Origin of the sequence: Mycobacterium sp. WUMAC-067, assembly GCF_020217485.1 — a bacterium.
Classification (GTDB): Bacteria; Actinomycetota; Actinomycetes; order Mycobacteriales; family Mycobacteriaceae; genus Mycobacterium.
Map to the genome: position 1 here is coordinate 84987 of NZ_JAEKMI010000020.1, position 12153 is coordinate 97139.

The 12153-nt window shown below is 67.7% G+C and carries 10 protein-coding genes and 2 pseudogenes; 6 read left to right on the plus strand and 6 right to left on the minus strand.

All coding sequences use genetic code 11. The features are described 5' to 3' along the window. Positions 1–36: 36 nt before the first annotated feature. From JF781_RS15935 to JF781_RS15950, 4 genes and pseudogenes are all read right to left on the minus strand, one after another. A pseudogene (locus JF781_RS15935) lies at positions 37–839 on the minus strand (SDR family NAD(P)-dependent oxidoreductase). Between the two features lie 16 nt (positions 840–855). Beyond that, complete coding sequence (locus tag JF781_RS15940) at positions 856–1503, minus strand: TetR/AcrR family transcriptional regulator (RefSeq protein WP_225326831.1); 648 nt, start codon at positions 1501–1503, stop codon at positions 856–858. 4 nt (positions 1504–1507) lie between these two features. Then, entirely contained in the window at positions 1508–2653 is a 1146-nt protein-coding gene (locus tag JF781_RS15945) for a sulfotransferase (protein ID WP_225326830.1), read from the minus strand. Further along, positions 2650–3882, minus strand: a complete 1233-nt coding sequence (locus JF781_RS15950; protein ID WP_225326829.1) for a DUF1214 domain-containing protein — start codon at positions 3880–3882, stop codon at positions 2650–2652. The genes JF781_RS15945 and JF781_RS15950 overlap by 4 nt, the downstream gene beginning before the upstream one ends. A 126-nt stretch (positions 3883–4008) precedes the next feature. On the opposite strand from JF781_RS15950, the gene JF781_RS15955 reads away from it, so the two are divergent. Beyond that, a complete protein-coding gene (locus tag JF781_RS15955) occupies positions 4009–4389 on the plus strand; it encodes a PPOX class F420-dependent oxidoreductase (protein WP_225326828.1) in 381 nt (126 codons plus the stop codon). Between the two features lie 3 nt (positions 4390–4392). On the opposite strand, the gene JF781_RS15960 is transcribed toward JF781_RS15955, so the two are convergent. Continuing rightward, the gene (locus JF781_RS15960; protein WP_225326827.1) at positions 4393–5100 is read right to left on the minus strand and encodes a dienelactone hydrolase family protein; all 708 of its coding nucleotides are present in this window, start codon (positions 5098–5100) and stop codon (positions 4393–4395) included. 73 nt (positions 5101–5173) lie between these two features. On the opposite strand from JF781_RS15960, the gene JF781_RS15965 reads away from it, so the two are divergent. The 3 genes and pseudogenes from JF781_RS15965 (at position 5174) to lnt (ending at position 10348) form a co-directional block, all read left to right on the plus strand. Continuing rightward, the gene (locus JF781_RS15965) at positions 5174–5692 is read left to right on the plus strand and encodes an FxsA family protein (protein ID WP_225326826.1); all 519 of its coding nucleotides are present in this window, start codon (positions 5174–5176) and stop codon (positions 5690–5692) included. Between the two features lie 241 nt (positions 5693–5933). Continuing rightward, positions 5934–7466 (plus strand): amidohydrolase, encoded by a 1533-nt coding sequence (locus JF781_RS15970; RefSeq protein ID WP_225326897.1) that lies wholly within the window; start codon positions 5934–5936, stop codon positions 7464–7466. A 286-nt stretch (positions 7467–7752) separates the two neighbouring features. Beyond that, positions 7753–10348, plus strand: a pseudogene (gene lnt / locus JF781_RS15975) (apolipoprotein N-acyltransferase). A 9-nt stretch (positions 10349–10357) separates the two neighbouring features. On the opposite strand, the gene JF781_RS15980 reads toward lnt, so the two are convergent. Then, positions 10358–10693, minus strand: a complete 336-nt coding sequence (locus JF781_RS15980) for an RNA polymerase-binding protein RbpA (protein WP_007770897.1) — start codon at positions 10691–10693, stop codon at positions 10358–10360. Positions 10694–10865: 172 nt separating this feature from the next. Here JF781_RS15980 and JF781_RS15985 point away from each other — a divergent pair, with 172 nt between their 5' ends. Beyond that, the gene (locus tag JF781_RS15985; RefSeq protein ID WP_225326825.1) at positions 10866–11216 is read left to right on the plus strand and encodes a hypothetical protein; all 351 of its coding nucleotides are present in this window, start codon (positions 10866–10868) and stop codon (positions 11214–11216) included. A 363-nt stretch (positions 11217–11579) separates the two neighbouring features. Continuing rightward, a partial coding sequence (locus JF781_RS15990; RefSeq protein WP_225341280.1) for a beta-ketoacyl synthase N-terminal-like domain-containing protein occupies positions 11580–12153 on the plus strand: 574 nt, incomplete at its 3' end.

Sequence of the window (12153 nt, forward strand, 5' to 3'; positions counted from 1 at the left end):
CGTGCGACTCTATGTCTGCTCGCGAGGGTTCCCGGCCTAGATGAAATCCGATCCGCCGTCCACGTTGACCGTCGCCCCGGTGACATAGCCATTTCGCCGCGATGCGAGGTACGCGGTGATGGACGCGACCTCTTCGGGAAGGCCGGCACGGCCGAGATCACAGGGCTGGTGAAAGTTGTTGTCGATCCAGGTCATGACGTCGACCGGATCGGTGGCATCGAGCCCATCGGCGGCGAGGATGCCTTTGAGGTTTTCGGTGAAGCTGGCGGTCACGATGGTCCCCGGACACACACAGTTGACCAGAATGCCGACCTTGGCAAGGCTTTTCGACAGATTCTTGGTATACTGGCCAACGCCGCCTTCGATGCAGTGTAGGCGACGATCCGCGGGTTCTGGCGCTGAATCGAGTGCGCCGAGAACGTCACCACGCGGGCCCACTCCGCGGCGCGCAGCAGCGGCAGCGAGGCGCGGATTGATCGCACCGCCGACATCGTGCCGAGGCTGAACGCCTCGTCCCACTGGGTGTCGTCCATCTGCTCGAAATAGCCGTCGCCGGGCCCGATTGTGTGGATCAGGCTGTTGAGGTGCCCCCAACGGTCGGCGACGGCGGCGAAACCCGCGGCGATGGAGGCGGGATCGGTCATATCCACGCTGATCCCCACGGCGTCCGAGGCGCCGGCCTGGTGCAGCGACGCCACGGCGGCATCGAGCGCACCCCGGCTCCTGGCCATCACCGCCACCCTGGCCCCTTCGGCCGCAAGGGTTTCGGCGATGGCCAGTCCCATACCTTTGCTGCCGCCGGTGACCACGGCCGTCGATCCCGCAAGACCCAGGTCCATCGCTAGTCCCTTTCCATCACGTCGAACACACTTGTTCGATCGCTTCGTTCGCGGCGCCGAGCCCGCGTAGGCAGAACCGTTGAATGCCCCGGCGCAGGTCGTCGCGAGCGCCGGCGGCCTTCACCCAGTGCCGGTCGATTCCCGCCCACACCACCCCATGGACGAACTGGGCGTCCGCCACCGGATCGACCCCGTGGAAGACGCCGTCGTGCAGGCCGCGCCGAATTGCGTCGCGCAGCGGCGCGAGCATCTCCGCATATGCGGGCTGAACCACCCCGGGAGACGTGAAGATCTGCGTTTGAGCCTCTAACGACAGGCGCCGCAGATCATTCTTGAGGCGCTCATCGAATGCTAAGTCGAGTCTGGCGTCGATCCATGCCGCGACGGCCTCGATTTCAGTTGCAGCACCGGACATTCGACGTTTGAGCCGCCGCTTTTCGGTGTGCGCACTCTCCAGGAAGACCGCGGCAACCAGTTCGTCCTTGGAACCGAAATGCCGATAGAACGCCCGCGTGCTCAACGCGGCCCGTTTCAGGACGGCGGCGATGCTGAGTCCTTCGACTCCATGCTCGCGCAGCGTTGTCGACGCCGCAGCCAGGATCTGGCGGCGAACCGTCGGATCAGGACCCAACTTCTCGCGTCGCCGCGTGCGGGGAGCGCTCACCGGGTCACGCCGTCGCGTCATAGGAGGCGAGATAGTCCGCAAACCGTGCACGGACACCGTCGGGTGTCAGGCCGTAGTCGGCCAGGTCGTAGTCATGTGCGCCACGTGAGCCGGGTCGGTGATCCGCGGCCCAACGCTCGACGGAAGAAAGGGTGCCATCGGTGAAGGTCAAACCAAGGGCGTCGTAGCTGGTTCGCAGCGTGCCTACCGGATCGGACTGCAGATCGGCAAACGAGACATCGGCGAAACGGTCATCGCCCACCCGGCCGCGGAAGTCCATGGCGCGCCGCACGCCTTCTGCCCAGCTGTCGACTTGCTCGGCGCCAAGTTCTTCGTCATCGGTGCGGTCGCTACTCCAGCTGCGCACATACCGGATCAGGCTGCAGACCGAGCCCATCACCTTGGCCGGATCGCGATGGCTCCAAAGGAATTTCGCATTCGGATACGCCTCGACTAGGGCGTCGAGGGCGAACATGTGCACTGGAGTCTTGAGGTGCCACAGCACCGGCGGGCAATGCCACTGCAGGAGCTTGAGCACCCGCCGATGGAATAGATAGGTCCCGCGCATGTCACAGTCCATCAGCCACGCGAGATACCCGGGTGCGCGAACCGCCCCGTCAAAGTGGAAGGTGCGAAAGCTCATTCCCATGAGGTCTTGGCATTCGGTCGGGGCCGTGGGCTCGGAGTTGTACAGCGTCTTCATCAACGGGAACATGTTGTCGAGCATCTTGAGACCGGCTTCGGCCTGCGCGATCCGGGGATCGCTGTGCTGGGTCGCGGCCTCCGGCGGCGGGACGGGTGCTTGGGATTCCCACATCCGAAGCGACCGGAATTGGGGATCGGCGGCCACCAATTGGCTCAGGGCTGTGGTGCCGGTGCGGGGCAACCCGATGACGAAGACGGGGCCACCGACCACCTGATCGTCGATCTCGGGGTGTTGCCGGTAGGTGTCCTCAACATTGAGGCGCTGGATCAAGGCGTTGCTGACGGTGGCGTGCTGGATGACCCGGCCGATCTCGTTGAGGTCGGCCTCGGTGTTTAGCGCTTCAACAATGCGCTCGAGTCCCTCGCGGTAGTAGGGCGAGCCGAAGTCCTCGAGACCCGTTGCGGCACGGGCCCCGTCCTCCAATTCGTCGGCGTCGAACATCATGTGCCGAACCTTTCGTGCACGGCCCGGGCACGTGCCGCGAGCGTCACTTTCCGCTGTTCTCGGCTGACCCTTTCGGTATCCGAAGGCAATTCCGCGTCAAGATCGGGGAAGGGCACGAGTCGCGTCGTCGGTGTCGGTGCCGTCTTGGTTCGCACGCAACGAAGGATGATCGGTCCGTTGCTGTGGCCGGCGGTGTCGAGCCAATTCGCCACGCCGGGATCGCGTTCACACAGCACCACGCGCACCAAACCATCGGAATCCACCACCGCCTGATGGGCATTCAGGCTCGACTGGTGGCGCCCGTAGTGAATCGTCTCCCACCACGGGTTTCCGATGGAAAAGCTCCAGTAAACGCCTTCTGGCGGTTCGACTTCCACGATGAGCGCCTGGTGCGGACGCAGCTCCCACCGCCCGATCACCGGCCTGTTCTCCGCCGCCGCCCCGATATCCGTGCGGTCGATGGGGGGCAAAAAACCGTTGGCCGGTGCGGCGGCGCCAAATTGCAGAAAGAACGTCAGGTTGTCGCGAACGAAGTCACCGAGGGCTTCCAGCTGCCTCGACAGCGCCACGCCGGGTTCGACCGGACGTTTTGTCGCCGCCATCGCGTCACCGAGCCGCTCGATGCGCAGCGACGATGCCACCTCGGAATCCCAGTCGTAGAAAAAGTGTCGCACGGTCAGCGTGGGATGTTCGCCTTCGATAGGCATCCAATTGCCTGCTCGCCCCGTCGGTTCGGAGGCCGAGAGCACCACCTCGAAGTTGCCGTGGGCATCAATCTCGAGCTCGTCAACCAGCTCGTTCGCTGTTGCCGCGATCCCATTCATTGTCTGTAGCCCGACGTAGCGTGCGGTGCCGCGATTGCCGAACAATCGATAACTCTCTCCGCCGCGAAGCACGGCGCGGGTGTAGATGCAGTCCGGGCACTCCATTCCCCAGGTCACGACGTCATCTGTGCTGGTGCGTTGAACGCGCAGCGTCGGATCCGGATCGAACCGCAACACTTCGTCTATGCCCGCGGTGAGCAGTACCAACAGATGCCGGATCCCGGCGGCAAGGTCGATCTGATGGTGATTCGCCGGGTCGGATTCCACGATTTGGGCTGCTTCACGTAGCCGAGTGAGGAGATGCGACCACGCCAGAGCTAGATCGGCGCAATCGGATTCGGCCGACAACGCCGCCTCGCCGATGGAGAACGGCAGCCACGTCAGCGGCTTGTTGGGATCGCTCACGATTGCCTGTTTCTGTCGGTGCCATACTCTTAAATGAAAATAACGTTTTCGTTTAAGTGGTTATGACTATCGCAGCGCAGCGGCGACGATGTCAACGCTGAGCCTCAACAGCGGTAGGTTGGCACCGTGACACCGACCTTCGCCGATCTCGCCAAGGCGCAATACATCCTGTTGACCACCTTCACCAAGGACGGCAGGCCCAAGCCGACGCCGATCTGGGCCGCCCCGGATCAAGACCGGCTCCTGGTCATCACCCAGGAAACGTCGTGGAAGGTCAAGCGGATCCGCAACACCCCGCGCGTCACGCTGGCCACCTGCACGATGAACGGCCGCCCGACCAGCGAGGCCGTCGAGGGGACCGCCGTCATCCTCGACAAGTCGCACACGGGCGCGGTCTACGACGCGATCGGCAAGCGCTACGGCATCGTGGGCAAAGTGTTCAACCTCTTCAGCAAGCTGCGCGGCGGCATGGAAAACAACGTGGGGCTCGAGCTGAAAGTGGCTTGAACACTACGTCGTTGCCCCCGCCGCCAGGTGTTCGCCGAAGAACGCGAAAACGCGGCGCCAGGCGTCCTCGGTGGCGGCCTCGTCGTAACCGAAACCGGTGATCCGAAGCAGGCCCTGGGCGGGCAGCTCGTTGGCGAAGCTGTGCCCGGCACCGGGATAGACCTTCACATCGGCGGTGATGTTCTTGTCGGCGATCGTCTTGCGCAGCTTCTCGGGCGCACCCCGTCCCAGCGGGTCGCGGCCGCCCAAGCTGGCCACGATCGGGCACGCCCCGTCGAGCGTCTTGTCGAGGTTGCGGGGCAGGGGAGTGCTGTAGAACGGCGCGGCGGCGCCAAAACCCTTGGGCGACATCACCAGTGCGAATTGTCCGCCCATGCAGAAGCCCGCGATGCCGACCTGGCCGGAACATTCCGGCATGGCTTTCAGGTGATCGCGCGCGGCGAGGATGTCATCGAGGGCTCGGCCGCGTTGCGTCTGCAGCTCCTTCATGACCCTGGAGATGCAGCGGATCCGGCCGCCGCGCGCGTACATGTTCGGGGTGAGCGCCAGATAACCCGCCCGGGCGATGCGGTCGTTCGTCGACTGCTTGTCGCGGCCGTAGCCGAACGCGTCGTGGATCACCACGACGCCCGGCCACGGCCCCTGCCCCGGTGGCGTGCTCAGTAACGCATCGATCGGTCCGTCGGGGGTATCGATCTGAATCGTCGTCATAGCGTCATCTAACTGCAATCGCGGGGGACAGCACCACGGGAACTCGGGCGCGGTCCACAGACGTTGGCCTGACATGGTGTCGCGGCTGTTGCTGATTTATGCCGTCGTCGAACTCGCGGTGATCTTCGCGCTGGTGTCGACGATCGGATGGGGTTGGACCCTGCTGACGCTGTTGGCGACGTTCCTGCTCGGGTGGGGCATCGTCGCCCCGATGGCAGGGTCCCACCTCATCCGTCGGATCGGGCAATTGCGCTCCGGATTCGCCGGATCACGCAACGCGGCCGGCGACGGCGCGCTGGTCAGTGTGGCCGCGCTTCTTGTTCTCATTCCCGGGCTGGTCAGCACGGCGCTGGGGTTGTTGCTGCTCATTCCGCCGGTGCGGTCTGTGGCCGGCCCCGGGTTGGGCGCCATCGCGGTGCGCACGTTGCGGCGCCAGATGCCGGGAATCAGTTACGCGACCACTTTCCGCTCGAATCCGTATCCGGCGTCTTACCCGGGTGACACCCGCGGCCACAGCGACTACATCGACGGCGAGGTCATCGACGTCCAAGACGTCGGGCCGGTGCGAACCCAGCGCTTCGACGGGCGCTGAGCCGGCGGGGCAAACCGCATTTGCCCTTGCACGTAGCTTTGGGGCTGTGATGGATGGCCCCCCTCCTCCTCAGGCCGTTTCACGGCCTGCATCGTCACGGCACGTGACCGATGGTCCCGCTCCTCCTCAGGCCGTTTCACGGCCTGCGTCGTCACGGCACGTGACCAATGGCCCCGATAGTCCGGCGACCCTGCTCATCAACGGCCGGGTGCACAGTCCCGCTCACCCCGACGCGACCGCAATGGCGGTCCGCGGCGGCGTCATCGCGTGGCTGGGCAGCGACGAGGTCGGCCGCACCATGTTCCCCGATGCCGACATCGAGGACGTCGACGGCGGTTTCGTGGCGCCGGGATTCGTCGACAGCCACATCCATCTGACCGCCACCGGGCTGACCCTGAGCGGGCTGGACCTGCGGCGGGCAGGCTCGCGCGCGCAGTGCCTGCAGATGGTCGCCGACTACGCCGCCGCCCATCCGGGCGAACCGGTGTGGGGGCATGGGTGGGATGAAACGTCGTGGCCGGACAACACCCCGCCCGGCACCAGCGACCTCGACGCCGTCCTCGGCGACCGGCCCGCGTACCTGGCCCGCGTGGACGTGCACTCCGCGGCGGCCTCGACGGGCCTGCGACGGCTCGTCGACGAACTCCCGTCGGCGACCGGTTTCAGCGCGGAGCGCCCGCTTGCCGGCGACGCACACCATCTGGTGCGCGCCGTCGCCCGCGACCTGCTGACCGCCGAGCAGCTCGCCGAGGCCCGCGCCGCGGCACTGCGGGCCGCCGCGGCGGCCGGGATCGTCGCGGTGCACGAGTGCGCCGGACCCCAGATCGGCGGGATCGACGACTGGCTGCAACTGCGTGCCCTCGATCAGGGTGTCGAAGTGATCGGCTACTGGGGCGAGCCGGTGCGCACCCCCGCCCAGGCCCGGGAGCTGATGGACGCGACCGGGGCTCGCGGGCTGGCCGGTGACCTGTTCGTCGACGGGGCGCTCGGATCGCGCACCGCCTGGCTGCACGAGCCCTATGCCGACGCGCCGGACCGCACGGGCACCTGCTACCTGGACCCCGACGACGTGGAGGCCCACGTTCGGGCGTGCACCGAGGCCGAGATCACCGCCGGGTTCCATGTCATCGGAGACGCCGCCGTCGCCACCGTGGTGGGCGCCTTCGAACGGGTCGCCGCGGACCTCGGGCCGGTCGCCGTCGCCCGCTGCGGCCACCGCCTCGAGCACGTCGAGATGATCAACGCCGAGCAGGCCGCCAGCCTGGGCCAGTGGGGCGTCATCGCCAGCGTGCAGCCCAATTTCGATGCGCTCTGGGGCGGCGCCGACGGCATGTACGCCCGCCGGCTCGGCGCCGAGCGAGGCAGTCGGCTCAACCCGTTTGCGCTGTTAGCATCCCAAGGCGTGCCCCTCGCGCTAGGTTCCGACGCCCCGGTGACGGGTTTCGACCCGTGGACGAGCGTGCGCGCGGCCGTCAACCATCGCACCGCGGGCAGCGCGGTCTCGGCGCGGGCCGCGTTTGCTGCCGCCACCCGCGGCGGCTGGCGGGCCGCCGGTGTGCGCGACGGCAAGGCGGGCACCCTGACGCCGGGCGCGCCGGCGTCGTACGCCATCTGGGATGCCGGGGCGCTGGAGGTGCACGCACCCCGCGACACCGTGCAGCGCTGGTCGACCGATCCGCGTTCCCGCGTGCCCGCGTTGCCGCGCCTGGGCCCGAACGATGCCCTACCGCAGTGCCGGCGAACGGTGCATCGGGGCGCTGTCATCCATGGCTAGGCATTCGTCGGGCGGCGACGAGCCCCCGGACCAAGGCGAGCCCCCGGACGAAGGCGAGTCCCCGGACCCAACCGGTGGGACCGACCCGGTGGACGAGCAGATCGACCCGATCAGCGACGAGGCCGAATCGGAGCGCGACGACGAACCCGCCGACGTTCACCCCGGGGAACCGGAACGGCCCGGCGAACACGCGAGGTTGACCCATCGACTGCGGACCGGGGCGCGCCGGACGGCGACCGGGCTGGTCGCCGCGGTGATCGCGAGGTTGCCCGCCGCCCAAGCCGCGATGCTGCCACGGCTGACCCGGTTGATCGGCGCCGTGGTGGCCGGCCTGCTGCTGTGCGCCAGCTTCCCGACGCTGAACTGGTGGTGGGGTGCCGTCGTCGCCGCGGCGTTGCTGGCGTGGGTGCTGACTCACCCCGCGACGACGCCGGGCGGCGGGCTGGGCTACGCGTTCCTCTTCGGCCTGGCCTTCTACCTGCCGCTGCTGCCGTGGGTCGGGCTCCTGGTCGGTTCCGTCCCGTGGCTTGCACTGGCGGCCGTATCGGCGCTGTTTCCGGCCGCCTTCGGTCTGTTCGCCGTCCTCGTTCGCCGGCTGCCCGGCTGGCCGATCTGGTTCGCGCTGCTGTGGGCGGCCCAGGAGTGGCTGAAGTCGGTTTTCCCGTTCGGCGGCTTCCCCTGGGGGTCGGTGGCCTTCGGCCAAACGCACGGACCGTTCCTGCCGCTGGTTCAGCTCGGCGGCGTCGCGCTGCTGTCCATGGCGATCATGCTGGTGGGTTTCAGCGCGACCGCCATCGCGCTGGAGATCGTGAAGTGGTGGCGCTCGGGCCACCCGGCGCACGCCGCCGCAGACCAAGCCGAAAGTGAGCCGCCGCCGCCCGCGGTGGTGCTGCCCGGCATCTGCATCTGCCTGGTGCTGTTCGCGTCGGTCATGGTCTGGCCGCAGGTGCGGCACGCGGGCACCGGGTCGGGAGGTGAGCCGTCGGTGACCGTCGCGGCGGTGCAGGGCAACGTGCCGCGGCTGGGTTTCGAGTTCAACGAGCAGCGACGGGCGGTGCTGGACAACCACGTCCGCGAGACGCTGGCGCTGGCCGACGACGTGCGCGCCGGGGCCGCTCCGCAACCGCAATTCGTGATCTGGCCGGAAGATTCGTCGGACATCGACCCGCTGGTCAACCCGGATGCCGCGCTGGAGATATCGCAGGCCGCGGCGGCGATCGGCGCCCCGATCCTGATCGGCAGCGTGCTCGAAGTCCCCGGACGCCCCCCGGAGGATCCCCACTACACGAACACCATGATCGTGTGGAACCCGGCCACCGGCCCGGCCGAACGCCACGACAAGGAAATCGTGCAGCCGTTCGGCGAGTACCTGCCGATGCCGTGGCTGTTCAAGCATCTGTCGGGGTACGCGGGCCGCGCCGGAACCATGGTGCCCCGGCCCGGTAGCGACGTGGTCCACATGGCCGGGGTTCCGGTCGGGGTCGCGACGTGCTGGGAAGTGATCTTCGACCGCGTCCCCCGACACGCGGTCCTGGGCGGCGCCCAGCTACTGGCCGTGCCGGCCAACAACGCCACCTTCAACAAGAAGATGAGCGAACAGCAGCTGGCGTTCGCCAAGGTCAGGGCCGTCGAGCACGACCGCTACGTGGTGGTCGCGGGCACCACGGGAATCAGCGCCGTGATCGCCCCCGACGGCGGCGAGTTGGCGCGTACCGACTTCTTCCAGCCCGCGTACCTGGACATGCCGGTGCGCCTCAAGACCAAGTTGACGCCGGCAACCCGCTGGGCGCCGTTGCTGCAGTGGGTCATCGTGGCAGCGGCCGGGGCGGTCATTTTGGCCGGGATACGGCACAATGGATGGTTCCCGCGTCGGATTCGTCTCAGGCCGAGGCCCTCGGGTCGATCGACACGTCCTTCCAAAACGGCCGGTACGACCCTGGGCACACACCCGCCCGACGAGCACGACTCAGACACCGCGCCCGACGAGGGCGGGGATCGCACGCCGGCAGACGACGGCGGGTGACGACACTCCGTCCCACCGGGGACGGCCGACATTCTTTCGATTTCGGGCGACACAGAGGAGCTACATGACCACCGGCCAGCCGGCGCCCCACGCCCCGGGCAATCGTCCCAGCCAGCGCGTCTTGGTGATCATCCCGACCTACAACGAGCTGGAGAACCTGCCGGTGATCCACCGGCGGCTCAAGGACGCGTGCCCGCACGTGCACCTGCTCATCGTGGACGACAGCAGCCCCGACGGCACCGGCCAGCTGGCCGAGGAGCTGGCCGCGGCCGACTCCGGTCGCACCCACGTCATGCACCGCACCGCCAAGGACGGCCTGGGCGCGGCGTACCTGGCGGGCTTCGCCTGGGGATTGAGCCGCGACTACTCGGTGCTCGTCGAGATGGACGCCGACGGCAGCCACGCGCCCGAACAGCTACACCGCCTGCTGGAGGCGGTCGACGACGGCGCCGATCTGGCCATCGGCTCGCGCTACGTCGACGGCGGGACGGTGCGCAACTGGCCGTGGCGGCGCTGGGCGCTGTCCTGGACCGCCAACACCTATGCGCGGCTGGCGCTGGGCATCGGGGTGCACGACATCACCGCCGGCTACCGCGCCTACCGCCGCGAGGTTCTCGAGGCCATCGACCTCGACGGCGTCGACTCCAAGGGCTACTGCTTCCAGATCGACCTGACCTGGCGGACCATCTGCAACGGCTTCACCATCGTCGAAGCGCCCATTACGTTCACCGAACGCGAACTCGGCGTGTCCAAGATGAGCGGTTCCAACATCCGCGAGGCCCTGGTCAAGGTGACCCGATGGGGTGTCCAGGGCCGCCGGTCGGGTGCGCGCGCCACCCGGGCCGACAACCGCACCTGAGCCGCGGGGTCAGCCCCGCCGACGGGTCTTGATGATCTCGAGGCGCTCCTTGAGCAGCTCTTCGAGTTCTTCCACCGAGCGGCGCTCCAGCAGCATGTCCCAGTGCGTGCGCGGCGGCTTGACCTTCTTCGGCTCGGGCAGATCACCCTCGATCAGGGTGCCTTCCAGGCCGTTGCGGCACAGCCAGGTGCCGGGGATTTCGGCGTCGTCGGCGAAGGGAACCTCGAACTCCTCGCCGTTCTCGGTGCGGTACTTCGCGAGCTGGCGCGGGGCCAGGTCGTGGTTGCGGTCGGTCTCGTAGCTCACGGCTCCGAGGCGACTGCCTCTCAGTACGCGATCGGCCATGGGTGCTACTCCTTTAAGTCGTATTCGGAGCCCTCCGGCTCCTGTAGTGCAATTCTCTCTCGACTAGCAACGCTGCGGCGATCTGCGCAGTTCCCGGCGGACAGCCGGCATACGCGACGCGACCATCAATGATACCGGGATCGCAGGAGAATCCCGACTAAAGTCGGCAGGCGTGAGCCGCCGTACCCACCCGCAGCCCTGCCGCTGGTGCGGTCGAGACGTCACCGACGCGGGAATGGGCCGTCGCCGCCAGTATTGCCGGCAGTCGTGCCGGCAGCGGGCCTACGAGCAACGGGCCTCGTTGCACCGGCACGGCGCGGCGGCAGTGCCCGACGATGCGGTGGTGCTGTCGGCCGACGACGCGGCCGACCTCTCGGATCGCGTCTACCAAGTGCGGTGCGCCGCCGAGGACGTCGCCACCGCGCTCGAGGAGGGCGCCGGGGCCACCGAATTGCGCCAGTTGTGCGATGCGCTGATCCATGCCGCCCGGGCCGCCGACGGCTGGCGCCGAGCGGGTGTCTGACACTGCGCCTGACCACCGACGATGGCTCGCCGGGTACAGTCTCGCCATGGACCACGGGCCACGTCGACGGCGGACCGTTGTCCAGCGAGCTCACCGGGCTCTACGTGGCGCATCCCGCCGCAGCGGGGCGTCGCACCTGTCCAAGCCGGTCCTCCTGTAGCAGTCGGGAGTAGCGGACGTTTTGAAATCCAGTCGGAGTTGGCCATACTCACCAGCAACATTCTTGGGTCGGAGAGCAGCACGACGCTGGTCGAACGAAACACGGCGTCGCCTCGTGCAGCAAATCCCGTGAATCGGCGACAACCGCATCCGGCGGGACAAGACGGCCAGGCATTAGGTGAGGGTTAGGGCGAGGTTTTAGTGATGGTGGACCAACTCCAGCATGCGACCGAAGCGCTGCGGAAAGCGCTGGTCCAGGTTGACCGCCTGAAGCGCACCAACCGCGCGCTACTGGAGCGGTCGAGCGAGCCGATCGCGATCGTCGGGATGTCGTGTCGCTTCCCCGGCGGCGTCGACAGCCCCGAGTCGCTGTGGCAAATGGTCGCCGACGGCCGCGACGTGATCTCGGACTTTCCCGCCGATCGTGGCTGGAACCTCGGGGCGCTGTATGACCCCGATCCCGACGCCCGCCACAAGTGCTACGTGAACACCGGGGGTTTCGTCGACGGCGTCGCGGACTTCGACCCGGCCTTCTTCGGCATCGCACCCAGCGAAGCCCTGGCCATGGATCCCCAGCACCGGATGCTACTGGAGCTGTCGTGGGAAGCGTTGGAGCGGGCCGGGATTGACCCCAGCGGGCTGCGCGGCAGCGCCACCGGGGTGTTCGCGGGGCTCATCGTCCAGGGCTACGGCATGCTCGCCGAGGAGATCGAGGGCTACCGGCTGACCGGCATGACCTCCAGCGTCGCCTCGGGGCGGGTGTCGTATGTGCTCGGGC

Excerpts from the sequence above, each read along its gene's own strand:
- JF781_RS15945 (WP_225326830.1), bottom strand. The coding sequence starts at position 2,653 with ATGATGTTCGACGCCGACGAATTGGAGGACGGGGCCCGTGCCGCAACG.
- JF781_RS15960 (WP_225326827.1), bottom strand. The coding sequence starts at position 5,100 with ATGACGACGATTCAGATCGATACCCCCGACGGACCGATCGATGCGTTA.
- JF781_RS15965 (WP_225326826.1), top strand. The coding sequence starts at position 5,174 with ATGGTGTCGCGGCTGTTGCTGATTTATGCCGTCGTCGAACTCGCGGTG.
- JF781_RS15970 (WP_225326897.1), top strand. The coding sequence starts at position 5,934 with ATGGCGGTCCGCGGCGGCGTCATCGCGTGGCTGGGCAGCGACGAGGTC.
- JF781_RS15980 (WP_007770897.1), bottom strand. The coding sequence starts at position 10,693 with ATGGCCGATCGCGTACTGAGAGGCAGTCGCCTCGGAGCCGTGAGCTAC.